This is a genomic window from Listeria monocytogenes (assembly GCF_041765605.1).
Taxonomy (GTDB): domain Bacteria; phylum Bacillota; class Bacilli; order Lactobacillales; family Listeriaceae; genus Listeria; species Listeria monocytogenes_D.
Genome location: NZ_CP168900.1, coordinates 2648795 through 2664063 on the forward strand (window position 1 = coordinate 2648795; position 15269 = coordinate 2664063).

At 44.5% G+C, this 15269-nt stretch carries 7 protein-coding genes, 4 tRNA genes, 3 rRNA genes and 1 other annotated feature; of the genes, 1 reads left to right on the forward strand and 13 read right to left on the reverse strand.

The annotated features are described in order from the left end of the window. Positions 1–15 precede the first annotated feature (15 nt). From fdhD to fdhF, 3 genes are all read right to left on the reverse strand, one after another. Positions 16–801, reverse strand: a complete 786-nt coding sequence (fdhD, locus tag AB2Q86_RS13435; RefSeq protein ID WP_012580715.1) for a formate dehydrogenase accessory sulfurtransferase FdhD — start codon at positions 799–801, stop codon at positions 16–18. A gap of 61 nt (positions 802–862) precedes the next feature. After that, complete coding sequence (locus AB2Q86_RS13440; RefSeq protein WP_012580714.1) at positions 863–1339, reverse strand: DUF1641 domain-containing protein; 477 nt, start codon at positions 1337–1339, stop codon at positions 863–865. Then, positions 1339–4326, reverse strand: coding sequence for a formate dehydrogenase subunit alpha (fdhF, locus tag AB2Q86_RS13445; protein WP_012580713.1), 2988 nt, complete (start codon positions 4324–4326; stop codon positions 1339–1341). The genes AB2Q86_RS13440 and fdhF overlap by 1 nt, the downstream gene beginning before the upstream one ends. 179 nt (positions 4327–4505) lie before the next feature. Continuing rightward, positions 4506–4754 (forward strand) — a binding site (T-box leader). Between the two features lie 69 nt (positions 4755–4823). Between fdhF and AB2Q86_RS13450 the strand changes: the two genes are divergently transcribed. Beyond that, positions 4824–5666 (forward strand): S-adenosyl-l-methionine hydroxide adenosyltransferase family protein, encoded by an 843-nt coding sequence (locus tag AB2Q86_RS13450; protein WP_012580712.1) that lies wholly within the window; start codon positions 4824–4826, stop codon positions 5664–5666. 49 nt (positions 5667–5715) lie between these two features. Here the strand turns inward: AB2Q86_RS13450 and mdrT are convergent, their stop codons facing one another. The 10 genes from mdrT to AB2Q86_RS13500 all read right to left on the reverse strand — a co-directional run bounded on the left by mdrT (position 5716) and on the right by AB2Q86_RS13500 (position 15004). Further along, positions 5716–7197, reverse strand: coding sequence for a cholic acid efflux MFS transporter MdrT (mdrT, locus tag AB2Q86_RS13455; protein ID WP_012580711.1), 1482 nt, complete (start codon positions 7195–7197; stop codon positions 5716–5718). Between the two features lie 100 nt (positions 7198–7297). Then, entirely contained in the window at positions 7298–8185 is an 888-nt protein-coding gene (gene brtA, locus AB2Q86_RS13460; RefSeq protein WP_003728385.1) for a bile-regulated transcriptional regulator BrtA, read from the reverse strand. A 152-nt stretch (positions 8186–8337) separates the two neighbouring features. Beyond that, positions 8338–8410 (reverse strand) — tRNA-Thr (locus AB2Q86_RS13465). A gap of 24 nt (positions 8411–8434) precedes the next feature. Continuing rightward, positions 8435–8510, reverse strand: a tRNA-Asn gene (locus AB2Q86_RS13470). 10 nt (positions 8511–8520) lie between these two features. Beyond that, positions 8521–8636 (reverse strand): 5S ribosomal RNA (gene rrf, locus AB2Q86_RS13475). Between the two features lie 77 nt (positions 8637–8713). Continuing rightward, positions 8714–11645: ribosomal RNA gene (locus AB2Q86_RS13480) — 23S ribosomal RNA — on the reverse strand. A 172-nt stretch (positions 11646–11817) separates the two neighbouring features. Further along, a tRNA-Ala gene (locus AB2Q86_RS13485) sits at positions 11818–11893 on the reverse strand. A gap of 45 nt (positions 11894–11938) precedes the next feature. Beyond that, positions 11939–12012: transfer RNA gene (locus tag AB2Q86_RS13490), tRNA-Ile, on the reverse strand. A 130-nt stretch (positions 12013–12142) separates the two neighbouring features. After that, positions 12143–13692: ribosomal RNA gene (locus AB2Q86_RS13495) — 16S ribosomal RNA — on the reverse strand. Together the 16S, 23S and 5S rRNA genes with 4 tRNA genes alongside form the textbook arrangement of a ribosomal RNA operon. A gap of 283 nt (positions 13693–13975) precedes the next feature. After that, positions 13976–15004: a P-loop NTPase gene (locus AB2Q86_RS13500; RefSeq protein ID WP_012582427.1), complete on the reverse strand. Its 1029-nt coding sequence runs from the start codon at positions 15002–15004 to the stop codon at positions 13976–13978. Between the last annotated feature and the right edge of the window lie 265 nt (positions 15005–15269).

A 15269-nucleotide genomic window follows, 5' to 3' on the forward strand; every position in this document is an offset into this window, starting at 1 on the left:
TGCATCATATCAAACTTACGTGATTCGTTCAAATCCAGAATAGACATTTAACCTATCACCACGAATAAAACCAACAGTTGTAATATTAAGTTCTTCGGCCATGTTAATCGCCAGTTCGGTTGGGGCAGAACGAGATAAAATAATTCCGCAACCTAGTTTTGCTGTTTTAACGAGAATTTCCGAAGAGATGCGCCCACTAAAAATAATCGCTTTATTTTCGGTCGCTGTCCCGTCTTGCAAGGCCCGGCCGTATATTTTATCTAGTGCATTATGACGTCCGATGTCCATTCTGCTGTAGATAATTTCTGCTGAACTACATAGGGCTGCATTGTGCACGCCACCTGTTTGATGAAAGGTTGCGGAATTTTGTTCGAATTTTTCCATTAAGCGGAAAATCGTGTTAGTTGTTAGTTGCAAGCTTCCGTTTTGCTTCACGTTGACGAGTGATGCGTCTGATTGGAAGTAGAAATTTTCCCGCGACTTGCCGCAACACGAGGTGATGTAACGCTTGCCGCGATACTTGGCATTGAATTTATTCACAAAATTAGCGCTAACCTTGGCGTGTCCAGTCGCTTCGATGATATCCACGGAATCGATGTCACCTGGTCCGCGAATGATGCCTTCCGAGGTCAGAAAGCCTACAACTAAATCTTCCAGATATTCTGGCGTGCAGACGATGGTCACGAGTTCTTGGTCGTTGACGTAGATAGTTAGCGGATACTCGGTCGCAACACTTGATTCGATTTCTTGAAAAGTGCCCGCTTCAAAACGACGGATTTTTTGGTGCGAAACGATATCCATCAAAAACCACTCCTCTCTAAACTGAAACAGCGACACATCTTAGTCTCGCTGTTTCGGCTACTTATTTTAATGTTTGCCCAACTTCTTTTAAAAAGGTTATGCCGTACCGGAGAGCGCGATTGATATCGGGGTCTTTTAATGCCTTCATCATCGCTAACATGCCCATGATTTCCTCTTTTTTCGCGCTTTCCTCTGCTTTTTTCGCAGCATTTTTTAAATTAGCTATCATTTCCTCGGTTTGCTCTGGTTTGGTATCGGTCAATAGCTTACTTGAAATCATTATGTTATTAATCGCATTCGTCATCGGCTCCTTACGCCACTCATTCAAAAATGTCTTTGTAATGTCTCCGCGTGCCTTTATAGCGCTATTCAACGCCTCAAGTGCCCCCGATTCCTGCAGTAACTTTACCGTTTCTACTATCTCTACAAAACCAGAATCTTGTTCAGCAATATCCGCTTTCATTTGTTCTAAACGTTCTTGTTCCAATTCTTCCGGGGTCTTTTTTGTATCACGAATCGTTGAAATTGGTTCTGCCATCAGTGATTCCTCCCTTTCCCACCACACCCGCAATTACCACCACAGGCGCAGTTCACTTTAGAAATCGGTTGATAATCTTCTCTTGACCATTTGCGCTCTACCTCAGCCCCGTTTTGCGGGAACCTTTTACGATTACGCGGATTATGGTCTGGAAGTGGGTTTTTCCCTGTTTTTTCAAGTACAGTGAGGTTCACTTTTGTTTGTTTATATGCCGGTGTTTTCGTCCGAACATCTCCCGCGCTTGAAGTCAGTAAGTTGACCGCGGTTTCGCTACTCACAGAATGCATTGGCACATAGACCTCATTCCCTTTCATCCGCTCAGTCACAACGGCACGAAGCTTGATGCGGCCATATGGCGAACTTAGACGAACGAGCGAACCACTTTCCAAATCGCGTTCCTTCGCTAATTCATGTGACACTTCCACAAACACTTCAGGTAATTTATAATCCAGCCCTTTCGATTTATCAGTCAAATTTCCCTCGTGGAATTGCTCCAATAAACGCCCATTATTCAACGTTAAATTATATTCTTCCGGGAAAGTAATCGGGGCAATATACGGTAACGTCGAAAATTGCGCTTTGCCATCCGGGAAATTAAATCTTTCTTCGTAAAGTAACGGCATATCCTTCCCATCCGCGCTCACTGGCCACACCAGGCTATTAAATCCTTGCATCCGGTCATAACGAACCCCTGCAAAAAATGGCGCCAAACTAGCAATTTCGTCCATAATTTCGCTCGGATGATCGTAATTCCAATCTGTTCTTCCGCATGCTCTTGCTACTTCTTGAATAATCCACCAGTCCGGCTTCGAGTCCCCAAGCGGCTCTAGCACTTCATAAAGTCTTTGCACGCGACGTTCTGTATTGGTAAATGTCCCTTCTTTTTCAAGAGAAGGCGCTGCCGGGAAAACAACATCAGCAAACTGCGCCGTTTTTGATAAAAATACATCTTGAACCACAAAGAAATCAAGGCTAGCGAGGATTTCTTGCACATGGTTCGAGTTAGAATCCACCCAAGCCATTTCCTCACCAATCACATACATAGAATGGAGCGTTCCTGCCTCAATAGCATCAAGCATTTCATTGTTTTTCAGCCCTGGTTCTGGTGAAATCGACACGCCATAAGCTTCTTCAAAACGAGCGCGAACTTCATCATTTCCAAGTGGCTGAATTCCTGGTAGAACATTTGGTAGTGAGCCCATATCGCAAGCGCCTTGTACATTATTATGCCCTCTAAGCGGATATGCACCTGCCCCGTGTCTGCCAAAGTTCCCAGTGACAAGAAGTAAATTGGCAATAGCCGAAGATGTGTGCGATCCCGCAATATTTTGCGTAACGCCCATTCCCCAACAAACCGCTGTCCCGTCTGCTTCATGAACCATCTGCGCCACTTTTTTCAACGTTTCTACTGATAGCCCTGTTTCTTTTTCCGCATATTCCAATGTAAATGGTTCTAAAAATGCTAGATAATCTGCCACATTGCTAATACGATTTTCCATAAAGACTTCATCGTGCCATCCTTGATCAATCATATATTTCGCAACCGCTGTTAACCAAACAAAGTCTGTTCCTTGTTTTGGATGTATGAATAAATCAGAACGCTCTGCCATTTCGTGTTTTCGTAAATCAGAAACAATTAGTTTTTGACCGCGTGTCTTCTGAGCTCGCTTGATTCTGCTAGCAAGGACTGGATGCCCATCGGCTGGTGATGCACCAACAATAATGACAAGTCCGGCCGTTTCAATATCTTCCACTGTCCCCGAATCCGCGCCAATCCCAACCGTCCGAGTCAGCCCATCCGAAGCAGGCGCCTGACAATAACGTGAACAATTATCAATATTATTCGTTTCAAAAACCTGCCGCGCCAATTTTTGCATCAAATAGTTCTCTTCATTGGTTGTTTTAGAAGAACTAATAAATCCAATAGAATCATTTCCATATTTAGCCTGAATTTCTCGCAGTTTGGTCGCAACTAGATGAATCGCATCTTCCCAGCTCGCCGGCACAAATTCATTACCCTCGCGAATGAGCGGTGTCGTAATCCGTTTCTCACTATTGACAAAATCCCAACCAAACTTCCCTTTCACACACGTAGCAAATTTGTTCACAGGACCTTCTCCAGTTGGCTCGACTTTCAAAATTTTACGATCCTTCGTCCACACCTCAAACGTACAACCAACCCCGCAGAAAGTACAAACTGTCTTCGTTTTCTTCGTCCGCGTTTCCCGCATCGCTGCTTCCATTTCCGACACAGCAAAAACGGTTTGATAATTCGGCTCCACTTTTTTCACCATATCAATCATCGGTTCTAGCATATCTTCGTCTAAGCCAGTCATAAAGCCAGCTTGGCCAAGCATCGATTTTTCCATCAATGCGTTACAAGGACACACCGTCGCACACAGCCCACAAGAAACACATGACGATAAATTCGCCGGACGATCATCATCCCAAATAACCCGCGGCTGACTTCTCTCCCAATCAATCGAAAGTGTCTCATTCACTTGCACTTGTTGACACGCCTCCACGCAGCGCCCGCAAAGAATACATTGATCCGGATCATAGCGATAAAATGGATGTGAAAAATCATTTAAATAGCCCTTTTCCCGATATGGGCGGTCTTGTTTTTCCACGCCAAGCAGTTCTGTTGTATTATGTACTTTGCAATTGCCATTATTATTATCACAAACCGTACAATACAGTAAATGATTTTCCAAAATCCGGTCCATTGCTTCTAATTGAGCGTCTTTCGCTAATTCAGAATTTGTTTTAATTTCCATCCCGTCTGTCAGATTCGTGCTGCACGCCCGCACAAGTTCCCCATCAACCTCGCACATACATGTATCACAAGATTGAATTGGTCCAATTTGCTCACTATAGCAAATATGCGGATGCTGTATTCCTTCTGCATTTAAATAGTCCAATATTCGCGTTCCTTCCACCACATCCCGCGCCACGCCATTAATTTGCACCGATACTTTCGCGCCCATCACATTACCTCCTATATAGAGAAAGCGTTTACAATTTCCGCTTATATTATAACAGTTCTTACTTAAAAATCACAGTAATACGGCAATTGATAATCGTTCTCAAACACTGCTACTATGCGATTTCTCTCACAAGGCTAACGAATTTATTGACACTTATCCAACTTTTCTGTATTCTTTATTACAAAGCTACGATGAGAAAAGTACGACGCCCGTTTTTTCCAAAAGAGAGTTCCCACTGCTGAAAAGGAACAAAAAACAACGTCCGAAAATGGCCTCTGAGTTTTGTCGCTGAAAATAAGTAAGCAACAACGGGTTTGGTGTCCGTTATCAAGCACCCTAAGTATTTTATGTAAATGCTTATTTGAGGTTTTCAGTGCAAGCTGGAAATAAATTAAGGTGGTACCGCGTGAAATTTTCTCGCCCTTATTCCAAGATATTTTTTTGGAAAAGGGCGAGTTTTATTTTACCCTAAATTGCTCGAAATGGAGGATTTCAAAATGACAAAACAACTACTTGTTTTACAATCTGATTTTGGTATTAGTGATGGGGCAGTTAGTGCCATGTACGGCGTGATCAATAGTGTTAGCAAAGATTTACAAATATACGATTTAACGCATCAAATTCCTCAATTTAATATTTGGGAAGCATCGTATCGTTTATTACAAACCGTAACCTACTGGCCAAAAGACACCATTTTTGTCTCGATTGTCGATCCTGGAGTTGGTTCGAAGCGTCGAAGTGTCGCCGTTTTAACAGAAGATGGTCATTATATTATTACACCAGACAACGGAACCTTAACCCATATCGCGCATTACGGAACGATTAAAGAAGTTCGACTGATAGATGAGGAAAAAAATCGCCTGCCAAAATCAGGCGCATCCCATACATTTCACGGCCGAGATATTTTCGCCTATACTGCGGCTAGACTTGCAGCCGGTGTGATTAATTTTGAAGATATCGGCCCAGCAGCTACCCCAGACTCCATTGTTTCTCTAAGTCTAAGTGACTCCTACTTAGAAGGCGAGCAAGCTTTTGGCACTATTGATATTATTGACCGTCCATTCGGTAATCTTTGGACAAATATTCGCCGAACTGATTTCTTGCAGCTAGGTGCTAACTACGGCGATTCCATTGAAGTTCTCATCAAACACCACGACCGCGTAGTTTATAAGAATTTCGTTACTTATAGTCGTTCATTTGCCGACTTACGGATTGGCGAAGCGCTCATTTACGTCAATTCACTCGACAACCTAGGACTCGGTATCAATCAAGGCTCCTTCGTAGATGCTTATTCGGTAGGCACCGGCACCAGCTGGAAAGTCACCCTTAAAAAAGTATAAAAAACAGGGTCAAATGTCCAAAATGGATTTTTGACCCTGTTTTATTTTTTTATTTCGTATATTCTTTAACGATTGGCTCTTGTTTTTTATTTTTAAGGAATAGACTTAAAATCATTCCAATAGCCGCGAAAATGGCTGCAACCATAAACGCCGCACGCATTCCGTCCAAACTAGCATCTTGCGCTTTTTGAGCAAAACTAGCCGGATCCGTCGCCATAAGCGCTTTTCCTGGCATATTATCTTTCGTTACATTCGTTAGTACTGTAATAAGTACCGCCGTTCCAATCGAACCAGCAATTTGTCGAATCGTATTATTTACCGCCGAACCGTGGTTAATCAAGTGGTTAGGAAGTGCATTCATACCCGCTGTCGAAACTGGCATCATCGCCATTGAAATACCGAAGAACCGCACGGCATAAAATACTACAATATACCAAAGTGGCGTATCCATCGTTAAGAACATAAATGGAATTGTACCGATAGTCAAAATGGTAACCCCGGTAATCGTCAACCATTTCGCCCCGATTTTATCGAAAATAATACCCGTAATTGGACTCATTATCCCCATAATAATCGCACCCGGAAGCAATAACAGACCTGACTGAAGCGCCGACTCCCCGCGAATTGTTTGAATATATAAAGGCAATACAATTTCCGCACCAATCATCGCCATCGTTACAATCGAACCAAGAATAACAGACAATGAGAATACCGGATATTTAAACACATGCAGTTCAAGCATTGGGTTATCAATAACTAATTGGCGCCAAACAAATAGTCCAATAACTACAACCCCAACAATCAACATAGTGATAACCGTTGTATCTCCCCAACCATCATTCCCTGCTGAACTAAATCCGTAAAGGAGCGAGCCAAAACCAATCGAAGACATTACAATAGAAAGAAAATCGATTTTTGTATCAGTTAACTTCACTACTTTTTTCATACCAAAGAACGCTAAAATTATATCAATAACCGCAATTGGAATTAAAATAAGGAATAATACGCGCCAATCATACGAATCCACAATCCAACCAGACAAAGTTGGCCCAATTGCTGGAGCAAACGCAATAACAAGTCCCATCAGCCCCATCGCTGCCCCACGTTTTTCACGAGGGAAAATCAGCAAGAAGATTGTTTGAAGCAACGGCATCATAATCCCCGCACCAGCTGCTTGAACAATACGCCCAGTAAGTAATACCGGGAATGAACCCGCCACTGACGCAATAATGGTACCAATTGTAAATACAGTCATCGCTGTAATAAATAAAGTTTTCGAACTAATTTTTTCAATTAAAAGTGCCGTAATCGGGATCATAATCCCATTTGTTAGCAAGAAAGCCGTCGTCAACCATTGCCCTGTTGCTGCTGTAATATGCAAATCATCCATAATCATCGGTAACGCCGTCGCTAGTAACGTCTGATTCAAGATCGCCACAAACGCCCCAATAATCATTGTAACTACTAATAAACTTCTACTATAAGATTTCCCGTTAACATCAACGGGCCGTTCTACTGCTGTACTATTCAAAATTAATACCCCTTCCCATGTGGAAATTTCCAGATGAATAATAGAAGTATAATAAAAAAAGACCAACAAGTCAACAAAAAGTGACTGGTCAGTCCAATTATTATAAAAGCCCGTTCACACAAGCTTCTAATTTATTTACCTCTTTGGTCAAACTTGCTGGTACATGTTGTTTAAGATACAACAGTGTTCCTTGAACCATGAAATCTCTAGGCGCCTCATTATTGTTAATCTCCCCAACAAGCGCGTTCATGGATTCCTTATACTGCCATTTATCCGAGTCATCAATATCCGCATTTTCAATCCCGACATTTAACTCCTCCAGCGCGCCCCGCAGTTTAGCTAGTCTTTTCTTTCTAATCATAGTTTGATCCGGCACCAGATTTTCTGTGTCCGCTTCCGTAAACACAATCTCTCCGCTCTCCAAAATATCCTTCACAAGTGCATCAAGCCTTCTCACCACATAAGGAATAGCCCGCTCAATCAATCCTGAGTCAACATTTTTGCTACCACTAGCAAAGACATACATTGCCGCCATCCCGCTAAGCAACATCGTAATATCATTTATATAAGGCTCCGTTTCCTTCCCATAAACCTCTAACAACTGATTTTTAACCCATTCCATATTCTTAAGTCGTACATTCTGCAAGAACGCATTAAAATCATCATCAATCATCGTCTGAGAAAACGTAATATTCAAGATCTCCCCATTTTCCGTATAAAAATGAATAATAATTTTCAAGCACTCCGTAAAATTATCCTTCTTCGTCCCATCTAGCCCCATCGTATACTCCAAACGCTGATGCAATACAGAATACTCCTGCTTAAAAATCACAATTGCCAGTTCCTCTTTCGAAGTAAAATAATTATAAAAAGTCCCTTTAGAAATCCCAGCTGCATCAACCATATCCTGTACAGACGTCTTCAAATACCCTTGTTTTTGAAACACCTCTTTAGCCGACTTAATAATCCGCTGCTTCTTCTCCTTCAAAAAAACACCCCACCCGTTCTGTTATTATACCCATAGTATAATCGATTTATACTACCTATTCAAGATATCCATAATAAAAATCATTATTCTTTTAAACAATAAAAAAAGCCTCGCATACTAGCGAAACATACAAATTATCCATATATTATTTAAGCCACTTGTCGGATTTGAACCGACGACCCCTTCCTTACCATGGAAGTGCTCTACCAACTGAGCTAAAGCGGCAGCAAAGCCTTTCAAATAAAAAAATGGCTCCACAGGCAGGACTCGAACCTGCGACCGATCGGTTAACAGCCGATTGCTCTACCAACTGAGCTACTGTGGAATAATAAATTGCCCGGCAGCGACCTACTCTCGCAGGGGGAAGCCCCCAACTACCATTGGCGCAGAGAAGCTTAACTACCGTGTTCGGGATGGGAACGGGTGTGACCTTCTCGCCATAACTACCAGACAATATTGAGTTGTTGAAAGATTGCTCTCTCAAAACTAGAGAAGAAAGTTTTCAGTTAGGTAACTTCGTTTCATTTTTTGGTTAAGTCCTCGATCGATTAGTATTTGTCCGCTCCATGTATCGCTACACTTCCACTCCAAACCTATCTACCTGATCATCTTTCAGGGATCTTACTTTCCGAAGAAATGGGAAATCTCATCTTGAGGGGGGCTTCACGCTTAGATGCTTTCAGCGTTTATCCCTGCCACACATAGCTACCCAGCGATGCTCCTGGCGGAACAACTGGTACACCAGCGGTGTGTCCATCCCGGTCCTCTCGTACTAAGGACAGCTCCTCTCAAATTTCCTGCGCCCGCGACGGATAGGGACCGAACTGTCTCACGACGTTCTGAACCCAGCTCGCGTGCCGCTTTAATGGGCGAACAGCCCAACCCTTGGGACCGACTACAGCCCCAGGATGCGACGAGCCGACATCGAGGTGCCAAACCTCCCCGTCGATGTGGACTCTTGGGGGAGATAAGCCTGTTATCCCCGGGGTAGCTTTTATCCGTTGAGCGATGGCCCTTCCATGCGGAACCACCGGATCACTAAGCCCGACTTTCGTCCCTGCTCGACTTGTCAGTCTCGCAGTCAAGCTCCCTTGTGCCTTTACACTCTGCGAATGATTTCCATCCATTCTGAGGGAACCTTTGGGCGCCTCCGTTACTCTTTAGGAGGCGACCGCCCCAGTCAAACTGCCCACCTGACACTGTCTCCCCACGCGCTAAGCGTGGCGGGTTAGAATGGTCATACAGCCAGGGTAGTATCCCACCATTGCCTCCTCGTATGCTAGCGCACACGTCTCTTCGGCTCCTACCTATCCTGTACAAGCGGTACAAACATTCCATATCAGGTTGCAGTAAAGCTCCACGGGGTCTTTCCGTCCTGTCGCGGGTAACCTGCATCTTCACAGGTACTATAATTTCACCGAGTCTCTCGTTGAGACAGTGCCCAGATCGTTGCGCCTTTCGTGCGGGTCGGAACTTACCCGACAAGGAATTTCGCTACCTTAGGACCGTTATAGTTACGGCCGCCGTTTACTGGGGCTTCAATTCGTACCTTCGCCGAAGCTAAGCACTCCTCTTAACCTTCCAGCACCGGGCAGGCGTCAGCCCCTATACGTCACCTTACGGTTTTGCAGAGACCTGTGTTTTTGCTAAACAGTCGCCTGGGCCTATTCACTGCGGCTCTCTCGGGCTTGCACCCTAATAGAGCACCCCTTCTCCCGAAGTTACGGGGTCATTTTGCCGAGTTCCTTAACGAGAGTTCTCTCGCTCACCTTAGGATTCTCTCCTCATCTACCTGTGTCGGTTTGCGGTACGGGCAGTACTACTCTTCCTAGAGGCTTTTCTTGACAGCGTGAAATCAGGAACTTCCGTACTTAATTTCCTTCCCCATCACAGCTCATGCTTCGCGAGAAGCGGATTTGCCTACTTCTCACACTCACTGCTTGGACGCACATTTCCATTCGTGCGATTCCCTATCCTTCTGTGTCACCCCATCGGTTAAACAATTAGCACTGGTACAGGAATCTCTACCTGTTGTCCATCGCCTACGCCTATCGGCCTCGGCTTAGGTCCCGACTAACCCTGAGCGGACGAGCCTTCCTCAGGAAACCTTAGATATTCGGTGGAAGGGATTCTCACCCTTCTTTCGCTACTCATACCGGCATTCTCACTTCTAAGCGCTCCACCAGTCCTTCCGGTCTGACTTCACCGCCCTTAGAACGCTCTCCTACCACGAACCTCCGAAGAGGTTCATCCACAGTTTCGGTAATATGTTTAGCCCCGGTACATTTTCGGCGCGGGGTCACTCGACCAGTGAGCTATTACGCACTCTTTCAATGGTGGCTGCTTCTAAGCCAACATCCTGGTTGTCTAAGCAACCCCACATCCTTTTCCACTTAACATATATTTGGGGACCTTAACTGGTGGTCTGGGCTGTTTCCCTTTCGACTACGGATCTTATCACTCGCAGTCTGACTCCCGAGTATAAGTACATGGCATTCGGAGTTTATCTGAATTCGGTAACCCGAGAAGGGCCCCTAGTCCAAACAGTGCTCTACCTCCATGACTCTTTACCTCGAGGCTAGCCCTAAAGCTATTTCGGAGAGAACCAGCTATCTCCAAGTTCGATTGGAATTTCTCCGCTACCCACACCTCATCCCCGCACTTTTCAACGTGCGTGGGTTCGGACCTCCAGTAAGTATTACCTTACCTTCATCCTGGACATGGGTAGATCACCTGGTTTCGGGTCTACGACCTGTTACTTATGCGCCCTATTCAGACTCGCTTTCGCTACGGCTCCGCTTTTTCCGCTTAACCTTGCAACAAATCGTAACTCGCCGGTTCATTCTACAAAAGGCACGCTATCACCCATTAACGGGCTCTAACTACTTGTAGGCACACGGTTTCAGGAACTGTTTCACTCCCCTTCCGGGGTGCTTTTCACCTTTCCCTCACGGTACTGGTTCACTATCGGTCACTAGGGAGTATTTAGCCTTGGGAGATGGTCCTCCCGGATTCCGACGGAATTTCACGTGTTCCGCCGTACTCAGGATCCACTCTGGAGGGAAAGCCATTTCAACTACCGGGCTGTTACCGTCTTTGGCGGGCCTTTCCAGACCGCTTCATTTATAACTTTCTTTTGTAACTCCGTATAGAGTGTCCTACAACCCCAAGAAGCAAGCTTCTTGGTTTGGGCTCTTTCCGTTTCGCTCGCCGCTACTCAGGAAATCGATTTTTCTTTCTCTTCCTCCAGGTACTTAGATGTTTCAGTTCCCTGGGTCTGCCTTCCTTACGCTATGTATTCACGTAAGGATACTATCCGACTAAAGATAGTGGGTTCCCCCATTCGGAAATCTCTGGATCAACGCTTACGTACAGCTCCCCAAAGCATATCGGTGTTAGTCCCGTCCTTCTTCGGCTCCTAGTGCCAAGGCATCCACCGTGCGCCCTTTCTAACTTAACCAATTTACTTCTACGAAGTAAAGGTTGTTTTTCTGATTTTCTGTATCAGCGATGATACTTCCAATCAGATGAAAGATTCACTTTCAGATGATTCTCGGTTACTTGTGTCATAGATAATTACTTATCTATGCTAACTTTACTAACTTTCTTATCTAGTTTTCAAAGAACAATTTTGGTGGAGCCTAGCGGGATCGAACCGCTGACCTCCTGCGTGCAAAGCAGGCGCTCTCCCAGCTGAGCTAAGGCCCCGTAAAGGGTATCATTATTTATATTTCTTGTGTCAGAAAGAAAAAGTGGGCCTAAATGGACTCGAACCATCGACCTCACGCTTATCAGGCGTGCGCTCTAACCAGCTGAGCTATAGGCCCGTCAAAAATGTAGTGGCGCGATGCTTCAAGCATGGTGCCTTGCATACTTTATCTGACATAAAAAGAGAGTAACCTCTCAAAACTGAACAAATATAGAAGAACGAAAACTCACAGGTTTCCTTTTCCTTAGAAAGGAGGTGATCCAGCCGCACCTTCCGATACGGCTACCTTGTTACGACTTCACCCCAATTATCTGTCCCACCTTCGGCGGCTGGCTCCATAAAGGTTACCCTACCGACTTCGGGTGTTACAAACTCTCGTGGTGTGACGGGCGGTGTGTACAAGGCCCGGGAACGTATTCACCGTGGCATGCTGATCCACGATTACTAGCGATTCCGGCTTCATGTAGGCGAGTTGCAGCCTACAATCCGAACTGAGAATAGTTTTATGGGATTAGCTCCACCTCGCGGCTTCGCGACCCTTTGTACTATCCATTGTAGCACGTGTGTAGCCCAGGTCATAAGGGGCATGATGATTTGACGTCATCCCCACCTTCCTCCGGCTTGCACCGGCAGTCACTTTAGAGTGCCCAACTAAATGCTGGCAACTAAAATCAAGGGTTGCGCTCGTTGCGGGACTTAACCCAACATCTCACGACACGAGCTGACGACAACCATGCACCACCTGTCACTTTGTCCCCGAAGGGAAAGCTCTGTCTCCAGAGTGGTCAAAGGATGTCAAGACCTGGTAAGGTTCTTCGCGTTGCTTCGAATTAAACCACATGCTCCACCGCTTGTGCGGGCCCCCGTCAATTCCTTTGAGTTTCAACCTTGCGGTCGTACTCCCCAGGCGGAGTGCTTAATGCGTTAGCTGCAGCACTAAGGGGCGGAAACCCCCTAACACTTAGCACTCATCGTTTACGGCGTGGACTACCAGGGTATCTAATCCTGTTTGCTCCCCACGCTTTCGCGCCTCAGCGTCAGTTACAGACCAGAGAGTCGCCTTCGCCACTGGTGTTCCTCCACATATCTACGCATTTCACCGCTACACGTGGAATTCCACTCTCCTCTTCTGCACTCCAGTCTTCCAGTTTCCAATGACCCTCCCCGGTTAAGCCGGGGGCTTTCACATCAGACTTAAAAGACCGCCTGCGCGCGCTTTACGCCCAATAAATCCGGACAACGCTTGCCACCTACGTATTACCGCGGCTGCTGGCACGTAGTTAGCCGTGGCTTTCTGGTTAGATACCGTCAAGGGACAAGCAGTTACTCTTATCCTTGTTCTTCTCTAACAACAGTACTTTACGATCCGAAAACCTTCTTCATACACGCGGCGTTGCTCCGTCAGACTTTCGTCCATTGCGGAAGATTCCCTACTGCTGCCTCCCGTAGGAGTCTGGGCCGTGTCTCAGTCCCAGTGTGGCCGATCACCCTCTCAGGTCGGCTATGCATCGTTGCCTTGGTAGGCCATTACCCTACCAACTAGCTAATGCACCGCGGGCCCATCTGTAAGCGATAGCCGAAACCATCTTTCAAAGGCGTGGCATGCGCCACATCTTATCATTCGGTATTAGCCCCGGTTTCCCGGAGTTATCCCCAACTTACAGGCAGGTTGCCCACGTGTTACTCACCCGTCCGCCACTAACATTGGAAGAGCAAGCTCTTCCTCCGTTCGTTCGACTTGCATGTATTAGGCACGCCGCCAGCGTTCGTCCTGAGCCAGGATCAAACTCTCTTTAAAATATAAATTGAATTTGAATACTTATTCAACACCGTGAATAAGATTCCTTGCGTCAAATTGACTTCGCTAGCAATTAAATTACTAGTTTGTTTTGTTGAAAACAGCTTTCTGTTTTCTGCCCTGCGATTACCAGTGAGACTTTATGTCTCATTGCTTTTCGTCTTCTTTTTTGTTCAGTTTTCAAAGGTCAGTTTCTTTTGCTGCGAAAGCGTTTTGTCCGCATCAGCAACGTTTATAAATATACCAAGATTTTTGCCTTTCGTCAATACTTTTTACAAAGTTTTTATGATAAATATGGAATTATTTTCTCTGCTAAGGTTTTATATGCTTTTCCTGACGTGCTTGAAGGGTCAAAAACAGCTGATATATAGCCATTTGCATTAGGTTCAGGTTGTTCGATCGGCATTTGGATTAAAAGTTGTGTTTCTAAGTCTGCAGCAACTTTTTCGCCGCCGCCTTGTCCGAATACTTTTAATACTTGTCCATCAGCTAAAGTAAGATAAGACATATTTTCAATTACACCGATGATTTTATGGTTATTTTTTGCTGCCATATAGCCTGCTCGAGAAGCGACTGAAGCTGCGGCATAATGTGGTGTTGTAACTATTAACTCATTACATTTAGGAATAAGTGTGTGGATATCTAAGGCTACATCGCCGGTTCCTGGAGGTAAATCAATAAGTAAGTAATCTAGTTTCCCCCATCTTACTTCTTCTAAAAACATTTTGATCATTTTACCTAACATTGGTCCGCGCCAAATAACTGGTTCTCCGGGTTCTACAAAAAAATCCATTGAAATCATTTGGATGCCTTGAGTTTCTACTGGGATAATTTGACCATTTTCTTTACGAGGGGATTCGGTTGTTCCGAGTAGTACCGGGATACTAAATCCATATATGTCAGCATCTAACAGCCCTACTTTTTTTCCTTGTTTAGCGAGCGCGACAGCAAGATTGGCCGAAACGGTAGATTTCCCTACTCCGCCTTTTCCGCTAGCTATTGCTAAAAATTTGGTTTCGCTTGTTTCTGAAAGTATGTTATCTCTTGCTTGAAAAATGCGGTCGATAACTGCTGCTGGCAAGTATTCTAGTTCGATATTTATTTCACTTACACCAAATTGCGTAAGAAGTTCTTCTATATTATGAACAAAATGATCCGTTTCTATCGCTGGATCAGCTAATGCGATTTTGATATTCGCTGTTTCTTTCAGTACCTGTACTTCTAAAATACCTTCTGTTTCTTCTAAGCTCGCTTCTAAAACAGGGTCTTGTAATCGATATAGCAATCTAGTAATTTGTTGTTCGTTTAACATATATAAAAACCTCCAAAAATGAATGCGCTGACATACTGATTATTATAGCATGACAGTTTTATTTTTTCACATATTGCTTGTCTTTTCAGTATAAAAGTTCGTTGAAGAAAATTTCACAAATTTTACATATTTAACATTTCCAGCTTTAGTCCTTACACCCCAATAGGTTTGATGTAGTTATTGTTTTTCGTCATACAAATGTAATAGAATTTCTAGGGTGTTTATTGATAATATAGTGGCAGATATATATAAAGGAGTGCATTGA